Origin of the sequence: Streptomyces sp. P9-A4 (genome assembly GCF_036634195.1) — a bacterium.
Classification (GTDB): Bacteria; Actinomycetota; Actinomycetes; order Streptomycetales; family Streptomycetaceae; genus Streptomyces.
Window position 1 is genome coordinate 2962231 of record NZ_JAZIFY010000001.1, and the last position, 18415, is coordinate 2980645.

Consider the following 18415-nt stretch of genomic DNA (forward strand, 5'->3'; position numbering starts at 1 on the left):
CCCCTGAAGCCCCCTGGGAGAGATCCGTGCCGAGACAGCATCCACGCCTGGCCGCCGTCGCCACCGCCACCGCCGCCCTCACCCTGCTCGCCGCCGCCCCCGCGTCCGCCGGCGAGCCGACCGTGTCCGATCCCCGGGTCGTCGCCCACTTCGACTTCGCCGCCGGAGAGACCCCGGAGAACATCGCCCTGGAGCCCGACGGCTCCGCCGACCTGACCTTCGCCTTCGCGCACAAGGTGGTGCGGGTCGGCAAGGACGGGTCCGGGCCGACGGATGTCGCGACCCTCCCCGAGGTGACCGACCCGCAGACCCCGAACCTCGGCGCGGCCATCGCCACCGGCATCGCCCGCGCCCACGACGGCACCCTGTACGTCGGCTACGCCACCGGCACCGCAGAGACCGGCATCTGGCGCATCGGTCCCGGCGGCGGCGAGCCGGAGCAGATCGCCCAGCTGCCGACCGACACCTTCCCCAACGGTCTCGCCCTCGACGAGGAGTGCGGCACCCTGTACGTCGCCGATTCGGCCCGGGGCGCGGTGTGGAGCGTCCCGCAGGAGGGCGGAGAGCCCACGGTCTGGGCCTCCGGTCCGGCCCTCGCGCCGTCCCCGCAGCTCCCCTTCGGGGCCAACGGCCTCAAGCTCCACGACGGCGCCGTCTGGGTGTCGAACACGGCCGAGGGCACCCTGCTCCGCATCCCCGTCGAGGAGGACCGGACCGCCGGCCCGGTCGAGACCAGGGCGACCGGGCTCGACGGGATCGACGACTTCGCCTTCACCGGCCACGGCGACACGGCGCTCGCCGCGCTGAACACGGACAGCAAGGTGGAGCTGGTCCGCCCGGACGGCACCCACAGGACCGTCCTCACCGCGACGGACGGGCTCGACAACCCGACCTCCGTGGCCGTGCGCGCCAAGACCGTCCACGTCCCCAGCGCGGCCTACTTCACCACCCCGAACCCGGACCCGAACCTGCTCCTGGCCCGGATCTCGAAGAACAAGTCCTAGAGGACTGCCGCGCCTGCCGTCGGCGAGGTCGCCACCCGTGCCGTGCGGCAGGTGCCGGAGGCGGTCAGGGCGGCGGCGACCGTGGCCGCCGTCTCCGGGTCCTTCACCAGGAACGCCGTCGTCGGGCCCGAGCCGGAGACCAGGGCCGCGAGGGCGCCCGCCTCGGTGCCGGCCGCCAGGGTCGCGGCGAGCGCGGGGCGCAGGGAGAGCGCCGGGGCCTGGAGGTCGTTGGCGAGGGCGCCCGCGAGGGCGGCGGTGTCACCGGTCCGCAGGGCTTCGAGGAGGGCCGGGGAGGCGGCCGGCTCGGGGACGTCCACGCCCTCGGCGAGGCGGTCGAACTCGCCGTACACCGCCGGGGTCGAGAGCCCGCCGTCGGCGACGGCGAACACCCAGTGGAAGGTGCCGCCGACCGGCAGCTCTTCGAGCCTCTCGCCGCGCCCGGTACCGAGCGCCGCCCCGCCGACCAGGCTGAACGGCACGTCGGAGCCGAGTTCGGCGCAGATCTCCAGGAGGACGTCACGGGGGGTGTCCAGGCCCCACAGCGCGTCGCAGGCGAGCAGGGCGCCCGCCCCGTCCGCGCTGCCGCCGGCCATGCCGCCGGCGACCGGGATGTCCTTCTCGATGTGCAGGTGCACGTCCGGCGCGATGCCGTGCCGGGCGGCGAGCAGTTCGGCGGCGCGCGCGGCCAGGTTGGTGCGGTCGAGCGGCACCTTGTCGGCGTCCGGGCCCTCGCAGGTGACCGTCAGCGTCCCGGCGGGGGTCGCCGTCACCTCGTCGTACAGGGAGACGGCGAGGAAGACGTTGGCCAGGTCGTGGAAGCCGTCGGGGCGGGCCGCGCCGACCGCGAGCTGGACGTTGACCTTGGCGGGGACCCGTACGGTCACGCCACGGGGAGCGCTCACGCCTTCGCCTCCGCGATCCGGGCGAACTCCTCGACCGTGAGCGCCTCGCCGCGCGCCTGCGGCGAGATCCCGGCCTTCACGAGGGCCTCCTCGGCCGCGGCGGGCGAGCCCGCCCAGTTCGCGAGGGCCGCGCGGAGGGTCTTGCGGCGCTGCGCGAAGGCCGCGTCGACGACCGCGAAGACCTCCTGGCGGGAGGCGGTGGTCGCGAGGGGTTCGGTGCGGCGGACCAGGGAGACGAGACCGGAGTCGACGTTCGGCGCGGGCCAGAAGACGTTGCGGCCGATGGAGCCGGCCCGCTTGACCTCCGCGTACCAGTTGGCCTTGACCGAGGGCACGCCGTAGACCTTGTTGCCGGGCTTGGCGGCGAGGCGGTCGGCGACCTCGGCCTGGACCATGACGAGGGTCCGCTCGATGCTCGGGAACCGCTCCAGCATGTGGAGCAGGACCGGCACGGCGACGTTGTACGGCAGGTTGGCGACGAGCGCGGTCGGCGCGGGGCCGGGCAGTTCCTGGACCTGCATGGCGTCCGAGTGGACGAGCGCGAAGCGGTCGGCGCGGGCCGGCATGCGGGCGGCGATCGTGGCGGGCAGCGCGGCGGCGAGTACGTCGTCGATCTCGACGGCCGTCACCCGGTCCGCGGCCTCCAGGAGGGCCAGGGTGAGGGAGCCGAGTCCGGGCCCCACCTCCACGACCACGTCGTCGGGCCGGACCTCGGCCGTGCGGACGATCCGCCGGACGGTGTTGGCGTCGATGACGAAGTTCTGGCCCTTCTGCTTCGTGGGGCGCACGCCGAGGGCGGCGGCCAGCTCACGGATGTCGGCGGGGCCGAGGAGGGCGTCGGGGCTTTCGGGGCCGGTGGTGGTGCTCACCGGTACAGCCTAGGCCCTGCGCGGCCGGGGCTCACCGGCACGAGCGGGGGCCTGCGCTCCGGCCGGCCCGTGACCCCCGTCCCACCGCGGCTCACCCGTACAGCCGGCGGCCGCAGTGGGGCCAGGGGCTCGCGCCCCGCTGCACGTACAGCTTCTTCGCCCGGAAGGTCTGCTCGGCGGCGGGTGCGTTCTGCGCGACGCCGCTGCCCCCGAGCGCCTGCCAGGTGCCGGGGTCGAACTGGTAGAGCCCGCCGTACGTCCCCGAGGCGTCGACCGCGCCCGGCCGGCCGCCGGACTCGCAGGCGGCGAGCGCGCCCCAGTCGAGGCCGTCGGCCCCGGCGACGGAGGTGGGCAGCGGCCGGGTGCCGACCCGCACGGTGCGGCTGACGGGCTCGCGGACGATCTCCTCCCCGGTGCGGCGGGGCCGCTGCCGGACGCCGTTCACGGTGCGGAGGCTGTACGTGACCCGGCGCACCCCGGGCACGCCCTGCCGTTCGACGACCTCGGACCCCGCGAACAGCCCGGGGTCGCGGACCTTCTCGACCGCGTACGGGATCGCCTCCTCCCGCACCTGCCGGGAGCCGGTGATCCGCAGCACGTTGACCGTCTGGCCGTCGCGCGGGAAGGAGCCGGGGGCGACGGAGGTGACGTCCTGACCGGTCAGGGTGATCCCGGCCTCGGCCAGGGCCTCCCCGACGGTCGCGGCGTTCGTCCGGACGGTCCGCTCCCGCCCGTCGGCGAGGAAGGTGATGCTCCGCTCGGTGCGTACGTCCAGGGCGAGGCCCTGCCGGGAGATCGCGGCCCCCCGCGAGGCCGAGAGGTACGCGCCCGCCGCGCGGACACCGAGCTGGCGCAGCGCCCCCTCGACCGTGTGGGCGGTCGTCCACACCTGGCGGCGCTGCCCGTCGAGGGTGAGGGCGACCGGCCGGCCGTACCGGACGATGATCTCGTCTCCGTTGGCCAGGGCCTCGGCGGGGGCGGGCGCGATGATGTCGTGCGCGCCGACGGCCAGGCCCTCGTCGGCGAGGAGTTCGCCGATGTCGTCGGCGAAGGTGTGCAGGGTGCGGGGCACGCCGTCGACGGTGAGCTGGACGGCCTTGTCGTCGGCGACGAAGGCGCTGGTGCCGCCGGCGAGGAAGGCGACGACGAGGGCCTGCGGGACGAGCCTGCGCAGCCCCTCCCCGGCGGGTCCGGAGGCCCTGCGGCGGCGGGCGGCCCGCCGGGACCCGGCCCGGGAGCCCTGTCCGGGGACGGCTGCCGCGGCGGGCACCACGAGGGGTGCCTCGATCGTCGGCTGCTCATGCACGGGCAGGGTCGCGGCGGCGCCCTGCCGTCCCGCTCGGTGACTGCCCTGGGAAGTGCTCACGAGGCCGGGACCCTAGCCCCGACCTCCATCACTCATCCGAACGACACGACCACGAAGCGTAATCGTTATGCACGGCACCGGCCCCGGCATCGGCCCCGGCGCCCGGCACCGGTCCCGGCCCCAGCACCAGCCCCGCCGGACTTCAGTAGTCGAACGCGCGGGCCGTGTTCACGGCGATCGCCTCGGCGAGGTCGTTCTCCCCGATCCCCCGCACCTCCGCCATCGCCCGGAGCGTGACCGGGATCAGGTACGGGGCGTTCGGGCGGCCCCGGTAGGGCGCCGGGGTGAGGAAGGGGGCGTCGGTCTCGACGAGGACGAGGTCCAGCGGGGCGACGGCGAGCGCGTCCCGCAGGTGCTGGGCGTTCTTGAAGGTGACGTTGCCGGCGAAGGACATGTAGTAGCCCTTGGCGGCGCAGATCTCGGCCATGGCGGCGTCGCCGGAGTAGCAGTGGAAGACGGTCCGCTCGGGGGCGCCCTCCTCGTCCAGGACCCGCAGCACGTCGGCGTGGGCCTCCCGGTCGTGGATGACGAGCGCCTTGCCGTGCCGCTTGGCGATCTCGATGTGGGCGCGGAAGGAACGCTCCTGCGCGGCGATGCCCTCGGGGCCCGTACGGAAGAAGTCGAGGCCGGTCTCGCCCACGCCCCGGACGTACGGGAGGGCGGCGAGGCGGTCGATCTCGGCGAGCGCGTCGTCCAGGGCGGCGTCGCCGCCCCCCTGCCGGGCGCCCTGCCGGGACCAGCCGTCGGGGTCCCCGAGGACGATCCGGGGCGCTTCGTTGGGGTGCAGGGCCACGGCCGCGTGCACATGCTCGTGGGCGGCGGCGGTCTCGGCGGCCCATTGCGAGCCCTTCACGTCGCAGCCCACCTGGACGACCGTGGTCACGCCGACGGCGGCGGCCTTGACGAGGGCCTCCTCGACGGTCCCGGACTGGAGGTCCAGATGGGTGTGCGAGTCCGCGACCTCCACCAGGAGGGGTTCGGGCAGCGGCGGCGGGGCGTCCTTGGCACTCATGGCCCCGATCGTACGAGGCGCACGAGTGCCCGCGCGCGGGGTTACCCGTGCCGTCGGAAGCCGTTCACTGATGGCGCCGGAAGGGGTGCAGGAGGTCCGAGAGGTGCCAGTGGTGCGGCACCGGAGGCTGCTCCGGGCCGCCCTCGGTCAGATCCTGGCCGATGGGTCCGGCCGGCCCCACGGGCCTCGTCTCCTTCGACCCCCGCCGGTGCTTCTCCGTCGCGGCGATCAGGTCGAGCACCGACGACACCTGCCCCGCGCGCATGATGCGGACGACGTGTCCGCCGCAGTTCATGCAGGTGGGGCTGGACAGCGGGGAAGGCACCCGCTCCCCGTCGGCCTTGTAGACGACGAATTCGTGGCCGGCGGCGTCGACGTGGTGCTCGATGTCGTACGCCTGCTCCCAGCCGTATCCACAACGCATGCAGGCGAAGGCGTACGCCTCGTGGGCGACGGATATGCCGGTGCCGGTGATCTCGCTCATGCCAGCTCCTCTCCACTGATCAGTGGACGCCTTTTCGGGCCGGAGCGCATCAGCGTGGGAAGAACCATGGAAGGCTTTTGGCCCTTCCCTTGCCAAGCACCCTGCGGAGTGTCCCGGCGCCGGTTTCGGCTTTGCCTTTCAGATTAGTCCTTTACTGTTTCCGGGGACCGGGCCAGCCGCATTCTTTGCCGCCACGACCGCATCGAAGACCTCCCGCTTGGGCAGTCCCGCGTCCGCCGCTACGGCCGCGATGGCCTCCTTGCGGCGCTCCCCCGCCTCCTCGCGCACCCGCACCCTGCGCACCAGCTCCTCGGCGTCGAGTTCGGCCGGGCCGGTCTCCGGGGCGCCCTCGACGACGACCGTGATCTCGCCGCGTACGCCCTCGGCCGCCCAGGCGGCGAGCTCGGCCAGCGGGCCGCGCTTGACCTCCTCGTACGTCTTGGTCAGCTCGCGGCAGACGGCGGCCCTGCGCTCGGCGCCGAAGACCTCGGCCATCGCGGCGAGGGTGTCGTCCAGGCGGTGCGGGGCCTCGAAGTAGACGAGGGTCCGCTTCTCGTCCGCGACCTCGCGGAGCTTCCCGAGGCGCTCGCCCGCCTTCCTCGGCAGGAAGCCCTCGAAGCAGAAGCGGTCCACGGGCAGCCCGGAGAGGGCGAGCGCGGTGAGCACGGCGGACGGGCCGGGGACGGCCGTCACCTTGATGTCCTGCTCGACGGCGGCGGCGACCAGCCGGTAGCCGGGGTCCGACACGGACGGCATGCCCGCGTCGGTCACCAGCAGCACCCGGGCGCCGCCGACCAGCGCCTCGACGAGTTCGGGCGTACGGGCGGACTCGTTCCCCTCGAAGTAGGAGACGACCCGGCCCGAGGTGTGGATGCCCAGCGCGCGGGTCAGTCCGCGCAGCCTCCGGGTGTCCTCGGCGGCCACGATGTCCGCGTTCTCCAGTTCGGTGGCGAGTCGGGGCGGAGCGTCCGCGATGTCACCGATGGGGGTCCCTGCGAGTACCAGCGTTCCTGTCACACGGACCATCCTCCCAGCCCGGACAGGCGACGCGCACAGGCGCGTTCCCTACGATGGCGCGGTGACCAGTACCGCACCCGAGGCCCTGGAGGGCCGGCACGCCGTGGCAGAGCCTTCTTCGTGGCAGAAGCGGCTCCGTCGTTTCGGCTATGCGCCGCCCGCCGGAAGCACCGCACCCATCGGGCTGCGGGAGCGGCTCGTCCCCCCGTTCACCCGTCCCTCCGAGCGGCTGATGTCGCTCCTCGGCATCGGCCCCGACCGGGCGGAGCGGCTGTGGCGGCTGATGGCCTGGGGCGGTCCGCTCCTGGTCACGGCGGTCGCCGGGCTGCTGAGGTTCTGGAACCTCGGCAAGCCGCACGCGGTGATATTCGATGAGACGTACTACGCCAAGGACTCCTGGGCCCTGATCAACCAGGGGTACGAGGGGGCCTGGCCGAAGGACATCGACAAGACGATCCTGACGGACCCGGGCGCGGTGCTCGTACCGACCGAGCACGGGTACGTCGTCCATCCCCCGATGGGCAAGTGGGTCATCGGCGTCGGCGAGAAGATCTTCGGCTTCGAGCCCTTCGGCTGGCGCTTCATGGTGGCGCTGCTCGGCACCCTGTCGGTGCTGATGCTGTGCCGGATCGGCCGGCGCCTGTTCCGCTCGACGTTCCTGGGCTGTCTGGCGGGCCTGCTGCTCGCCGTCGACGGCCTGCACTTCGTGATGAGCCGGACCGCGCTCCTCGACCAGGTGCTGATGTTCTTCGTGCTCGCCGCCTTCGGCTGTCTCGTGCTGGACCGGGACCGGACCAGAAAACGGCTCGCGGGCGCCCTCCCCGAGGACGAGGAGGGGGTGCTGCGGCCCGACGCGGAGATCGCGGAGACCCTGCGCCTGGGGTGGCGGCCGTGGCGGATCACGGCCGGGGTGATGCTGGGCCTCGCGGCGGCCACCAAGTGGAACGGCCTGTACGTGATGGTGGGCTTCGGCCTGATGACGGTCCTGTGGGACGTCGGCGGGCGCCGTACGGCCGGCGCGGTCCGCCCGTACCTCGCGGTGATCAAGAAGGACCTGGTGCCGGCCTTCGTGTCGGTGGTGCCGGTGGCGATCGTCACGTACCTGGCGACCTGGACCGGCTGGCTCGTCACCGACAAGGGCTACTTCCGCGACTGGGCCGCCCAGCAGGACAAGATCGACGGCGGCGGCACGTGGGGCTGGCTGCCGCAGTGGCTGCGCAGCCTGTGGCACTACGAGTCCGAGGTGTACTCGTTCCACGTGGGCCTGACCTCGCCGCACACCTACGAGTCGAACCCCTGGTCCTGGATCGTCCTCGGCCGCCCGGTCTCGTACTTCTACGAGTCCCCCGCGCCGGGCGTGAACGGCTGCCCGGCCACGGCGAAGGGGAAGTGCGCCCAGGAGGTCCTGGCCCTCGGCACCCCGCTCCTGTGGTGGGCCGCCTGTTTCGCCATCCTGTACATCCTGTGGCGCTGGGCGTTCCGCCGCGACTGGCGCGCGGGCGCGATCGCCTGCGGCATCGCGGCCGGCTGGCTGCCGTGGTTCCTCTACCAGGAACGCACCATCTTCCTTTTCTACGCGGTGGTGTTCGTGCCTTTCCTGTGTCTGGCGGTGGCCATGATGCTGGGCGCGATCATCGGCCCCGCGGGTTCATCGGAAAGACGTCGTACATTCGGCGCGGTGACGGCGGGATGTCTTGTCCTCCTCATCGTCTGGAATTTCATTTACTTCTGGCCCATCTACACGGGCACGCCCATTCCGATAGACCAATGGCGCAACCGGATGTGGCTGGACACCTGGGTGTGAGGGGGGCGGGTCCGGGCCCCGGGCGGGGCTCGGACCCACCGCATCACACTCCAGTACGAAAATCGGCTTAATCCCCTCGACGGGGGGACCCCCGGTCAGGGAAGCTGTCCCCAACAGGCCTGCACACAGGCCACGTTGGACAACAGCTGCGTACTCACGCACGGGGGATCACATGGCAGGAACGACTCATCGCTGGCTGGCGCGCATAGCGGGGGCGGCCGCCGCCGCCCTCATGATCGCCGGCACCACCACCGGCACGGCTTCCGCCGCCACCACCGTGGTGGGCCCGCCGCCGGTCGAGGTGACCTCGAACTTCGGCGTGGTCGCGACCACGCATCCGGACACGGTGGGCTGCAACGGCTACAAGGTGACCGGCACGGGCACCTCCCTCGGCTCGCCGTTCGCCGACGGCGGCGTCTGGACGCAGGACGAGGTGGTGTGTACGGCGACCGTCCCCGGCACGTACGACATCAACGGGACGGCGATGATCTCCAGGAGCAACGGCGACAAGCTGAAGATCTCCTACCACCTCAGCGCGCCGCTCACCGCGGCCACCACGGTCTACCCGACCGGCACGTTCACGATCCTGCGCGGCGAGGGCCTCTACGAGGACGCGACCGGCGGCGGCTCGATGAGCGCGACGGTCAACCTGCTGGACCACGCCCATGTCACCTCCCAGATGTCGGGGTACATGCGCTTCCTGTGGCAGGTCTGACCTTCGGGTCCGAACCTTCGAGGGTCGAACGCTCCAAGGGCGGTCCCTCCCCCACCCGGGGGAGGGGCCGCCCTCGCGCATGCCCCCGCCCCGTATGACAGATGTGACGGAAGTTGCTCGACACAACTGCCTTGACGCTGTTGACTCATGGGTCCACCTGGGGAGGGGAGGCGCAGCCATGCGCAGTGGAGCCAAGACCGCCGTCGTGGGAGCCGTGTTCGTCGTCGTGGCGGGCGGAGTCGGCTACGGGGGACTGAACCTGTGGAACGGGGTCACCGGCGGTGACGCGTCCGTGGGGACGAGATCCGACGACGCGCCGAAGACGGGGCCCGTCACGGGCGACGAGGTCACGGCCACCGCGAAGGACTTCCTGGCCGCCTGGGCCGCCGGCGAGTCCGACCGGGCGGCGCAGCTGACGAACGACCCGGTCACCGCCGGCCCCGCCGTCCTCGCCTACCGCGAGGGCGCCAAGGTCTCGAAGGCGGTCATCACCCCGGGGACGCCGGCGGGCGCGACGGTGCCGTTCACCGTACGGGCGACGATCTCGTACGAGGGCGTGACCAAGGACTGGTCGTACGCCTCCGAACTGACCGTGGTGCGCGGGCAGACCACCGGCCGGCCACTGGTGAAGTGGCTGCCTTCGGTGCTCCACCCCAAGCTCACCGCGAACGGCGCCCTGCGCACGGGCGTCTCGAAGACGGCCTCCGTGAAGGCCGTCGACCGGAACGGCGTCGAGCTGACGGCGGAGAAGTACCCCTCGCTCGGACCGGTCCTGGACGAACTGCGCAAGCGGTACGGCGCGAAGGTCGACGGCACCAGCGGTGTCGAGACCTGGATCGAATCGGGCAGCGAGTCCGTCGCCGACACCACCCTCCTCGTCCTGAAGAAGGGCAGGGCCGGCACCCTGAAGACCACCATCGACGTGGGCGTGCAGGCGGCGGCCGAGAAGGCGGTGAAGTCCTTCGGGCAGGCGGCGGTGGCGGCGATCGAGCCGTCGACGGGGGCGATACGGGCGGTCGCCAACAGCCCGGCCGGCGGCTTCAACACGGCCTTCCTCGGCAAGCAGGCGCCGGGCTCGACGATGAAGATCGTCACGGCGACGATGATGATGCAGCACGGTCTGGCGATGCCCGGCAGCAAGGTCGAGTGTCCGGCCCAGGTCTCCTGGAAGGGCGTCCCCTTCCACAACCTGAAGAACTTCAAGATCGACAACGGCACCCTGACCCAGGCCTTCCGCCGCTCCTGCAACACCGCCTTCATCAAGGCGATCGGCCCCCTCAGCGACAAGGACATCGAGGACACCGAGCTCGGCGAGACCGCCCGCGACTCCTTCGGCATCGGCCAGGTCTGGCAGGTGGGCGTCCCGGCGGCGGACGGCAGCGTGCCCGAGTCCTCGGGCGGCGAGACGGCCGCCTCGTACATCGGCCAGGGCAAGATCACGATGAGCGCGCTGAACGTCGCCTCGCTCTCCGCTACCGCGAAGAACGGCGGCTTCCTCCAGCCGTACCTGGTGGCGAAGGAACTCGACGACCGCCAGTTCGCCACCGCCGACCCGCTCTCCGGCAAGGTCGCCGAGGGACTGCGCGCGATGATGAAGGCGACGACGACCGGCGAGGGCACCGCGACCGAGGCGATGGCGGGGGTCCCCTCCCCCAAGGGCGCGAAGACCGGCTCGGCGGAGGTCGACGGCCAGTCCAAGTCCAACAGCTGGTTCACCGGCTACTCGGGCGACCTCGCGGCGGCGGCGGTCGTGGAGTCGGGCGGCCACGGCGGGGACGCGGCGGGGCCGGTGGTGGCGCAGGTGCTGAAGGCGGGGTGAGGGGCGGCCCTCGGAGTGAGGGGCGGCCCTCGAGGTAAAGGGCGGCCCTTCGGACGGCGGGCGGGCCCGACCCGGCCCCCCACCCGACGCTCGCGAACCAACTCCCCGCCCGCCCCTCGGAACCCGGTCGCGGGTCCCGTACAACGACCGCTAGCGTGCGGCGCATGACCGCTGAGAACGCCGCATCCGCGCCCGCCGGGAGCCCCGCCGCCTCCCTCGCCCACCCCCAGTTCGCCGCAGCGCTCGAAGAGCTGGGGCTCGATGTCGAGATCCGGCGCTTCCCGGACGAGACGAGGACCGCGCAGCAGGCCGCCGAGGCCATCGGGTGCGAGGTCTCCGAGATCGTGAAGTCGCTGGTCTTCGCGGCGGACGGGGTGCCGGTGCTGGTCCTGATGGACGGCGCGTCGCGGGTCGATGTCGAGCGGGTACGGGAGGAGCTGGGCGCGGGGAAGGTGACGCGGGCGGACGCGAAGGTGGTCCGGGAGACGACGGGGTACGCGATCGGGGGCGTCCCGCCGTTCGGGCACCGCACGCGGACGAGGGTGCTCGCCGACCGGGGCCTGCTCGACCACGCGCTGGTGTGGGCGGCGGCGGGAACTCCGCACACGGTGTTCGCGCTCGACCCGAAGACGCTGGTCGCACAGGCGGGCGGCACGCTGGTGGACGTACGCGAGCCTTCGGAGTGACCCCCGCTCGTCGGTCCAGACGCTCCAAGGCATTCACTACGAGGGAGCGCGCGGAAGCGTACCCGGGCGTCTGAAGAAACCCGGGATGACGTCGGACACGTACACGGAGCACACGGGTTCGCTGATACAGGCTCTGCGTCGGCTCATCGCCCTCTGAGTGGCGGCCGTCCGCTCCTCAACCTCCGGTCTCCGAGCGGGAAATGAGCGGTGGAGTCCCCCCTGCTACGACTACGGTGGCCCGATGTCATCGCTCAAGGAGTTCCAGGTCACCTTCGACTGCGCGGACCCCGTGCGTCTCGCCCGCTTCTGGTGCGAGGTGTTGGGATACGTCATTCCGCCGCCGCCCGAGGGGTTCGCCACGTGGGAGGAGCACCATCGCTCGCTGCCGCCCGAGAAGCAGGTCGTCTACTTCGCCTGCAGCGATCCCTCGGGCAAGGGCCCGCGCGTGCTCTTCCAGCGCGTTCCCGAAGGCAAGGTCGTCAAGAACCGGGTGCATCTCGACGTGCGGGCCGGCACCGGACTCGTGGGTGCCGAGCGCCTCGCCACGCTGGAGGCCGAATGCGCACGGCTGGTCGCGCTCGGCGCGGTCCATGTGCGAACCCTGTATGCCGATGACGACAACGAGTCCTGCATCAACATGCAGGACATCGAGGGCAACGAGTTCTGCCTCGACTGAGCGCCCTCCGGGTCCATTCGCTCCCGGGGCCGCGGCTGGTGCCGGACGACCCGCCCGACACCGGCCGCAGGTGCCCCTCAGTCGCCCAGCACCTCCGCGAAGTGGGTGTTCACGGCCAGGAGCCCGCCGTCCACCCTGAGGGTCGTGCCGGTGATCCAGGACGCGTCCTTCGAGGCCAGGAAGGCCACCGCCGCCGCCACGTCCTCCGGGGTGCCCACCCTCGACAGGGGGTACACGCGGTCCGCCAGGGCCGCCAGTTGGGGTTCCCTGCCCTGCCAGGCCGTCGTCGCGATCGTGCCCGGGTTGATCTGGTTCACGCGGACCCCGCGCGGCGCCGCGTCGCCCGCCAGCGTGCGGGTCAGGGACGCCAGCGCCGCCTTCGACGCGCTGTAGGCGTGACCGCCGAAGTCCGCCTCCGCGTTGACCGAGCCGATCATCACGATCGCCCCGCGTCCGCCCGCCGCCGCCAGGTGCGGCAGCGCCGCGCGTGAGCAGCGGACCGCGCCCATGAACGTCACGTCGTGCTGGACCGACCAGATGCCGTCCGGCTCGTCCTCGAAGCGGTCGCGGTCGGGGGCCACCGGGCCGAGCGCGTTGTTGACGAGGACGTCCAGGCGGCCGAAGACCCGGAGCGCGTACGCCACGGCCGCGTCCACCGACGCCTGGTCCGACACGTCGCAGCGCAGGGACTCCGCGCCGGGGATGTCCTCGGCCGTCTTCCCGGCCGCCTCCTCGTCGATGTCGGAGACCAGGACCCTGGCTCCCTCCGCCGCGAGGCGCCGGGCGGTGGCCGCACCGATCCCGCGCGCCGCGCCCGTGACCAGTACTCCGTATCCGTCGAATCGCCTGGTGAGTTCCATGGGTCGATCTCAGCACCGAACACACCGGCCGCACCAGGGCCCCGACTGTGTCACCTCGCCCTCGCACGCCGGCCCGGTGATCGACTAGCGTCACGGGGCCGTCCTCACCTGAGGGGCGGCGGGGGTGAGTGTGGGGGGATCGGGAACATGGCTCAGCTGATCGCCGTAGCGGTCATCACGGTTCTGGCTGTCATCAGCCCCGGCGCGGACTTCGCGATGACCGTCCGCAACAGCTACCTGTACGGGCGTACGGCGGGGGTGCTCGCGGCCGTCGGGATCGCCCTGGGCGTTCTCGTCCACGTCACCTACACCATGCTGGGCGTGGGCCTGCTGGTGTCGCGTACGCCGATGCTGTTCACCGCGATGAAGCTGATCGGCGCCGCGTACCTGGTGTACATCGGGTACAGGACCTTCGTCACCAAGTCCCAGGTGGACGTCGACCTGTCGAGCGACGCCGGCCTCACGAAGGCGGGGGCGCTGCGGACGGGGTTCCTGACGAACGCGCTGAACCCGAAGACCATGCTGTTCGTGCTGAGCACGTACACACAGGTCGTCAGCGCCGACACCCCCGTCTTCCAGCAGGTCGGCTACGGCCTGTTCATGTCGGCCGCCCACCTCGGCTGGTTCTCGCTCGCCGCGCTGCTCTTCTCCCAGCAGAGCCTGCGCACCCGGCTGTTGCGGCGGCAGACCGTGCTCAACAAGGTCATCGGGACCGTCCTCGTCGGGCTGGGGATGGTGCTCGCGCTGACGCCGTCCATGGCGTGATCCCGGTCCGGAGGGGTCCCCCGCCGGGCCGCCGCTCAGACGGTCGGGTCGGTCACCGCCCGTACCGCCCGTACGAGGGACTGGGCGCGCGGGTCCGCCGTGACCGTCTTGCGCATGCCGTTGGTGACGTATCCGAAGGCGATCCCCGCGTCCGGGTCCGCGAAGCCGAGCGAGCCGCCGCGGCCCGGGTGGCCGAAGGAGGAGGGGCCGAGGAGCGGGGACGCCGCGCCGTGCAGCATGTGGCCGAGGCCGAACCGGGTGCCGACCAGCAGCACCCTGTCCGGGCCCGCGGACTCCTCGGTCCGCGCGAGCGCGAGGCTCTCGGGGGTGAGGAGGCGGGCGCCGCCGTCCACGGGGCCGAGGGTGGCGGCGTAGAAGCGTGCGAGCGCGCGGGCGGTGGCGACCCCGGCCGAGCCGGGGAGTTCGGCGGCCCGGTAGACCGGGTCGTTCTCGTCGGGCTTGGGGTCGATGACCCCGAAGGCGCGCCGGGTGAGGGAGCCCGGGTCCTGGTAGGCCTCGGTGACGGAGCGCTTGGGGCGGAGCCTGAGGGCGCCGCTGCCGGGCGGTTCGATCTCCTCGACGGGGCCGATCCGGCCGACCCGGTGGGCCTCCGCCTCGGGGAGCCCGATCCACAGGTCGAGGCCGAGGGGGCCGGTGATCTCCTCGGCGGCCCAGTGGCCGATGGTGCGGCCGGTGACCCGGTGGACCAGGCCGGAGAGCAGCCAGCTGAAGGTGTGGGCGTGGTAGCCGTGCGCGGTGCCGGGCTCCCAGACGGGGGTCTGGGCGGCTATCGCGGCGGTCGCGGTCTCCAGGTCGACCGCCTCGGCGAGGGTCAGCGGCCGGTCCAGGACGGGGACCCCGGCCCGGTGCGCGAGGAGCTGCCGTACGGTCACCCGGTCCTTGCCCGCGGCCTTGAACTCCGGCCAGTACGCGGCGACGGGGGCGTCCAGGTCGAGCAGTCCGCGCTGGTGCAGGAGCAGGGGGACGACGGCGGCGACGCCCTTGGTGGCCGAGCGGACGACCTGTGCGGTGTCCTCCGCCCAGGGCTTCTCCCCCTCGACGTCCTCGGTGCCCGCCCAGAGGTCGACGACGGGGGCCCCATCGTGGTGGACGGCGACGGCCGCCCCGCGCTCACCGCGCTGCTCGAAATTGCGCAGGAACGCGTCCCTGACCGGCTCCCAGCCCGCCGCCACCGTGCCCTGGACGTCCACCTGTGCCACGCTCCCTCTCGTTCCGACCGGCTCCCATGGTGCAACGCGGAAGGGCGGGGGCCGATTCCGGGGTAGCCGGGGCCACCGGCTCCGTACGGGCCTCGGGCAACCGGCTCCGTACGGACCTCAGGCCACCGACTGCGGCACGAAGCCGTACGGCAGCTCCAGGCGGTGCCGGGCCATCAGTTCCTCGTCGGCGAGGATCTCGCCGGTCTTCCCGTCGGCGGCGAGGACGCCCTCGCTGAGGATCACCGCGCGCGGGCAGAGCTCCAGGGCGTACGGCAGGTCGTGGGTGACCATGAGGACGGTGACGTCGAGGGCGCGCAGGACGTCGGCGAGTTCGCGGCGGGAGGCCGGGTCCAGGTTGGAGGACGGCTCGTCGAGGACGAGGATCTCCGGCTCCATCGCCAGGACGGTGGCGACGGCGACCCGGCGGCGCTGCCCGAAGGAGAGGTGGTGGGGCGGCCGGTCCGCGAACTCCGCCATCCCGACCCGTTCGAGGGCCTTGCGGACGACGGCTTCGAGCTCGGCGCCCCGGAGGCCCGCCGCCGCCGGGCCGAAGGCCACGTCCTCGCGCACGGTCGGCATGAACAGCTGGTCGTCCGGGTCCTGGAAGACGATGCCGACCTTGCGCCTGATCTCGGCCATGTGCTTCTTGCCGACGGGCAGCCCGGCCACGGTGACCGTTCCGGCGCCGCCGGTGAGGATGCCGTTGAGGTGGAGGACCAGGGTGGTCTTGCCCGCGCCGTTGGGGCCGAGCAGTGCGACCCGTTCGCCGCGCCCCACGGTCAGGTCGACGCCGAAGAGGGCCTGGTGGCCGTCGGGGTACGCGTACGCGAGACCGGAGACCTCGAGCGAGGGGGGAGTCGTCACAGGGTCCATCCCAGAAGGCAGATCAGCAGGGCGGTGAGCGGGAGCGCTGCGGCGTACGCCCACTGGGCGCGGGTCGCGGTGACCTCGTCGATGACCGGCATGGTGCCGGTGTAGCCACGGCTGACCATGGCGAGGTGGACCCGCTCGCCGCGCTCGTACGAGCGGATGAAGAGCGCGCCGGCCGACTTCGCGAGGACGCCCCAGTGGCGGACGCCCTTCGCCTCGAAGCCGCGCGAGCGGCGGGCGACGGACATCCGGCGCATCTCGTCGGTGATGACGTCGCCGTACCGGATCATGAACGAGGCGATCTGGACGAGCAGCGGGGGCAGCCTGAGCCGCTGGAGGCCGAGGATCAGGGCGCGCAGTTCGGTGGTGGAGGCCAGGAGGACCGAGGCGGCGACGCCGAGGGTGCCCTTGGCGAGGACGTTCCAGGCGCCCCACAGTCCGGGGACGCTCAGCGACACCCCGAGGACGGTGGTCCGCTCGCCGGGCACGACGAACGGCATGAGCAGCGCGAACGCGACGAACGGCACCTCGATGAGGAGCCGCTTGAGCAGGAATCCTGCCGGGACGCGGGCCTTCGCGGCGACGGCCGCGAGGAGGACGGCGTAGAGGGCGAAGGCCCAGACGGCCTCGCGGGGCGTCGAGACGACGACCACGACGAAGCCGAGGACGGCGGCGAGCTTGGTGTGCGGAGGCAGCTCGTGGACCGGCGAGTGGGCGTGCCGGTAGAGCTTGTGCGCGTGCCCCGCTCCCATGTCACGCCTCCGGGGCGGCGGTCTTGCGGCGGCGGACGACCCAGAAGGCGCCGGTGCCCGCGGCGAGGGTCGCGCCCACGCCGATCACGCCGGCCAGGCCGCCGGAGAGGCGGGGGGCCTCGACGCCCTTGACGCCGTAGTCGGCGAGCGGGGAGCCGGCGGAGGCGTGGTCCTCGGCCTTGGCGTCGATGCCCTTGTCGGCGGCGACCTTCTCCAGGCCGTCGGGGCTGGCGGAGGCGTAGAAGGAGACGAACCCGGCGAGGACGAGGGCGGTGACGACGCCGCCGGCCCACAGCTTCTTCGGGGAGCGGGCGGCGGCCGGGGCGGCGGCGGGGGCCGCGTCGACCAGCTGTCCGTCGACGCGGAGCTTGAGCGGGGCGGTCAGGCCGCGGGCGCCGTACACCAGGTCGGGGCGGACGGCGATCACCGCGCCGACGGTCAGCATGGTGATGACGGCCTCGCCGATGCCGATGAGGACGTGGACGCCGACCATGGCGGTGAGGACCTTGCCGACGGGTACGTCGGTGGTGCCGCCGATCGCGTAGATGAGCGTGAAGGCGGCGGCGGCGGCCGGTACGGAGACCAGCGCGGCGACGAAGGAGGCCGCGGTCACCGAGGCGCGGGTGCGGGGCAGCAGCAGGACGAGGCCGCGGAAGAGGGCGTACGCGATGACGACCGTGACGACGCCCATGACGGTGATGTTCACGCCGAGGGCGGTGAGGCCGCCGTCGGCGAAGAGGATGCCCTGCATGAGCAGGACGACGGCGATGCACAGGACGCCGGTCCATGGGCCGACGAGGATCGCGGCGAGCGCGCCGCCGAGCAGATGTCCGCTGGTCCCGGCGGCGACCGGGAAGTTCAGCATCTGGACGGCGAAGACGAAGGCGGCGACGAGTCCGGCGAGCGGCGCGGTCCGCTCGTCCAGTTCGCGCCGTGCCCCGCGCAGGCCGATCGCGACCGCGCCGGCGGCGACGACACCGGCGGCGGCCGATACGGGGGCGTTGATGAATCCGTCAGGTACATGCACGTTCCGAATGATAGGACGCTCCTGCAAAGAGCTTGCAAGAGCGCACGGGTCACAGAACGGCGGCGCACGGTCGCGCGTGACCCCGCGCACACCCGTGGCCGTCCACGCATGCGCCGCGCACCCTCCGGGAAGGAGTGCAAGAGTTAGTCGATAAGAGGACAAACCGTGAGGAGCCCCCCGATGGCCGCCGCGCACGACCGCGAAGTCGACGACCACGCCAAGGGACGGATCATCAGCGACGCCCCGCTCTCCCGCCCCGTGCCGGTGTCCCTCCGTTACGACCCCGGCTTCTCCCCCGCGACCGTCCGCTTCGGCTTCCCCGGCGCCGTCGAGTGGTCCTTCCCGCGCGCCCTGCTGGAGACCGGGCTCAGCGCCCCGACCCGCCGCGGTGACATCGGGGTCTGGCCCTGCGGCCGGGTCCAGACGGTGGTCGAGCTGCACACGGACGACGGGGTCACGGTCGTCCAGTTCGACACCAACGCCCTGCTCCGCTTCCTCAGGCACACGTACGCCGCCGGCACGTCGTTGTCGACGCACTGACGGCGTACGGGTCGAGCAGACCCGGAT

19 protein-coding genes are annotated in these 18415 nt (G+C 72.6%); 8 read left to right on the plus strand and 11 right to left on the minus strand.

The genetic code is table 11. The features are described 5' to 3' along the window. Positions 1-26: 26 nt before the first annotated feature. A complete protein-coding gene (locus V4Y03_RS13260; RefSeq protein WP_332435052.1) occupies positions 27-1004 on the plus strand; it encodes a hypothetical protein in 978 nt (325 codons plus the stop codon). Here the strand turns inward: V4Y03_RS13260 and V4Y03_RS13265 are convergent. The 6 genes from V4Y03_RS13265 to rsmI form a co-directional block, all read right to left on the minus strand. Further along, positions 1001-1906, minus strand: coding sequence for a 4-(cytidine 5'-diphospho)-2-C-methyl-D-erythritol kinase (locus V4Y03_RS13265; RefSeq protein WP_332435053.1), 906 nt, complete (start codon positions 1904-1906; stop codon positions 1001-1003). The two genes, V4Y03_RS13260 and V4Y03_RS13265, sit on opposite strands and share 4 nt — an antisense overlap. Further along, entirely contained in the window at positions 1903-2775 is an 873-nt protein-coding gene (gene rsmA, locus V4Y03_RS13270; RefSeq protein ID WP_317879033.1) for a 16S rRNA (adenine(1518)-N(6)/adenine(1519)-N(6))-dimethyltransferase RsmA, read from the minus strand. The genes V4Y03_RS13265 and rsmA overlap by 4 nt, the downstream gene beginning before the upstream one ends. 91 nt (positions 2776-2866) lie before the next feature. Beyond that, the gene (locus V4Y03_RS13275) at positions 2867-4141 is read right to left on the minus strand and encodes a ubiquitin-like domain-containing protein (RefSeq protein ID WP_332435054.1); all 1275 of its coding nucleotides are present in this window, start codon (positions 4139-4141) and stop codon (positions 2867-2869) included. Between the two features lie 142 nt (positions 4142-4283). Next, positions 4284-5153 (minus strand): TatD family hydrolase, encoded by an 870-nt coding sequence (locus V4Y03_RS13280; protein ID WP_317874202.1) that lies wholly within the window; start codon positions 5151-5153, stop codon positions 4284-4286. A gap of 64 nt (positions 5154-5217) precedes the next feature. Beyond that, complete coding sequence (locus tag V4Y03_RS13285; protein WP_317874203.1) at positions 5218-5637, minus strand: hypothetical protein; 420 nt, start codon at positions 5635-5637, stop codon at positions 5218-5220. 138 nt (positions 5638-5775) lie between these two features. Further along, the gene (gene rsmI, locus V4Y03_RS13290) at positions 5776-6663 is read right to left on the minus strand and encodes a 16S rRNA (cytidine(1402)-2'-O)-methyltransferase (RefSeq protein WP_317874204.1); all 888 of its coding nucleotides are present in this window, start codon (positions 6661-6663) and stop codon (positions 5776-5778) included. A 52-nt stretch (positions 6664-6715) separates the two neighbouring features. On the opposite strand from rsmI, the gene V4Y03_RS13295 reads away from it, so the two are divergent. From V4Y03_RS13295 to V4Y03_RS13315, 5 genes are all read left to right on the plus strand, one after another. Continuing rightward, on the plus strand, positions 6716-8458 hold the full coding sequence (locus V4Y03_RS13295) for a dolichyl-phosphate-mannose--protein mannosyltransferase (protein ID WP_317874205.1): 1743 nt from the start codon (positions 6716-6718) through the stop codon (positions 8456-8458). A 172-nt stretch (positions 8459-8630) separates the two neighbouring features. Then, positions 8631-9173: a hypothetical protein gene (locus V4Y03_RS13300; protein WP_317874206.1), complete on the plus strand. Its 543-nt coding sequence runs from the start codon at positions 8631-8633 to the stop codon at positions 9171-9173. Positions 9174-9351: 178 nt separating this feature from the next. Next, positions 9352-10992 carry a penicillin-binding transpeptidase domain-containing protein gene (locus V4Y03_RS13305; RefSeq protein WP_332435055.1) on the plus strand — a complete coding sequence of 547 codons (1641 nt, stop codon included), beginning with the start codon at positions 9352-9354 and terminating at the stop codon, positions 10990-10992. 164 nt (positions 10993-11156) lie between these two features. After that, complete coding sequence (locus tag V4Y03_RS13310; RefSeq protein ID WP_317874208.1) at positions 11157-11678, plus strand: YbaK/EbsC family protein; 522 nt, start codon at positions 11157-11159, stop codon at positions 11676-11678. A 241-nt stretch (positions 11679-11919) separates the two neighbouring features. After that, positions 11920-12354, plus strand: a complete 435-nt coding sequence (locus V4Y03_RS13315) for a VOC family protein (protein ID WP_332435056.1) — start codon at positions 11920-11922, stop codon at positions 12352-12354. Positions 12355-12431: 77 nt separating this feature from the next. On the opposite strand, the gene V4Y03_RS13320 is transcribed toward V4Y03_RS13315, so the two are convergent. Then, the gene (locus V4Y03_RS13320; RefSeq protein ID WP_332435057.1) at positions 12432-13214 is read right to left on the minus strand and encodes an SDR family NAD(P)-dependent oxidoreductase; all 783 of its coding nucleotides are present in this window, start codon (positions 13212-13214) and stop codon (positions 12432-12434) included. 147 nt (positions 13215-13361) lie between these two features. Between V4Y03_RS13320 and V4Y03_RS13325 the strand changes: the two genes are divergently transcribed. Then, positions 13362-13979: a LysE family translocator gene (locus tag V4Y03_RS13325; RefSeq protein WP_332435058.1), complete on the plus strand. Its 618-nt coding sequence runs from the start codon at positions 13362-13364 to the stop codon at positions 13977-13979. 35 nt (positions 13980-14014) lie between these two features. On the opposite strand, the gene V4Y03_RS13330 is transcribed toward V4Y03_RS13325, so the two are convergent. The 4 genes from V4Y03_RS13330 to V4Y03_RS13345 form a co-directional block, all read right to left on the minus strand. Next, the gene (locus tag V4Y03_RS13330; protein WP_332437168.1) at positions 14015-15190 is read right to left on the minus strand and encodes a serine hydrolase domain-containing protein; all 1176 of its coding nucleotides are present in this window, start codon (positions 15188-15190) and stop codon (positions 14015-14017) included. A gap of 126 nt (positions 15191-15316) precedes the next feature. Continuing rightward, positions 15317-16072 (minus strand): energy-coupling factor ABC transporter ATP-binding protein, encoded by a 756-nt coding sequence (locus V4Y03_RS13335; RefSeq protein WP_332435059.1) that lies wholly within the window; start codon positions 16070-16072, stop codon positions 15317-15319. Then, positions 16060-16821: a cobalt ECF transporter T component CbiQ gene (gene cbiQ / locus V4Y03_RS13340; RefSeq protein WP_317874213.1), complete on the minus strand. Its 762-nt coding sequence runs from the start codon at positions 16819-16821 to the stop codon at positions 16060-16062. The genes V4Y03_RS13335 and cbiQ overlap by 13 nt, the downstream gene beginning before the upstream one ends. 1 nt (position 16822) lies before the next feature. After that, positions 16823-17848: an energy-coupling factor ABC transporter permease gene (locus V4Y03_RS13345; RefSeq protein WP_332435060.1), complete on the minus strand. Its 1026-nt coding sequence runs from the start codon at positions 17846-17848 to the stop codon at positions 16823-16825. A 180-nt stretch (positions 17849-18028) separates the two neighbouring features. On the opposite strand from V4Y03_RS13345, the gene V4Y03_RS13350 reads away from it, so the two are divergent. Next, on the plus strand, positions 18029-18388 hold the full coding sequence (locus V4Y03_RS13350) for an SsgA family sporulation/cell division regulator (protein WP_317874215.1): 360 nt from the start codon (positions 18029-18031) through the stop codon (positions 18386-18388). Positions 18389-18415 lie beyond the last annotated feature (27 nt).

What these genes read in the sequence shown, in the direction of transcription:
- V4Y03_RS13280 (WP_317874202.1), bottom strand. Translation starts at nt 5,153, where the DNA reads ATGAGTGCCAAGGACGCCCCGCCGCCGCTGCCCGAACCCCTCCTGGTG.
- V4Y03_RS13285 (WP_317874203.1), bottom strand. Translation starts at nt 5,637, where the DNA reads ATGAGCGAGATCACCGGCACCGGCATATCCGTCGCCCACGAGGCGTAC.
- rsmI (WP_317874204.1), bottom strand. Translation starts at nt 6,663, where the DNA reads ATGGTCCGTGTGACAGGAACGCTGGTACTCGCAGGGACCCCCATCGGT.
- V4Y03_RS13300 (WP_317874206.1), top strand. Translation starts at nt 8,631, where the DNA reads ATGGCAGGAACGACTCATCGCTGGCTGGCGCGCATAGCGGGGGCGGCC.
- V4Y03_RS13305 (WP_332435055.1), top strand. Translation starts at nt 9,352, where the DNA reads ATGCGCAGTGGAGCCAAGACCGCCGTCGTGGGAGCCGTGTTCGTCGTC.
- V4Y03_RS13310 (WP_317874208.1), top strand. Translation starts at nt 11,157, where the DNA reads ATGACCGCTGAGAACGCCGCATCCGCGCCCGCCGGGAGCCCCGCCGCC.
- V4Y03_RS13315 (WP_332435056.1), top strand. Translation starts at nt 11,920, where the DNA reads ATGTCATCGCTCAAGGAGTTCCAGGTCACCTTCGACTGCGCGGACCCC.
- V4Y03_RS13320 (WP_332435057.1), bottom strand. Translation starts at nt 13,214, where the DNA reads ATGGAACTCACCAGGCGATTCGACGGATACGGAGTACTGGTCACGGGC.
- V4Y03_RS13325 (WP_332435058.1), top strand. Translation starts at nt 13,362, where the DNA reads ATGGCTCAGCTGATCGCCGTAGCGGTCATCACGGTTCTGGCTGTCATC.
- V4Y03_RS13335 (WP_332435059.1), bottom strand. Translation starts at nt 16,072, where the DNA reads ATGGACCCTGTGACGACTCCCCCCTCGCTCGAGGTCTCCGGTCTCGCG.
- cbiQ (WP_317874213.1), bottom strand. Translation starts at nt 16,821, where the DNA reads ATGGGAGCGGGGCACGCGCACAAGCTCTACCGGCACGCCCACTCGCCG.
- V4Y03_RS13350 (WP_317874215.1), top strand. Translation starts at nt 18,029, where the DNA reads ATGGCCGCCGCGCACGACCGCGAAGTCGACGACCACGCCAAGGGACGG.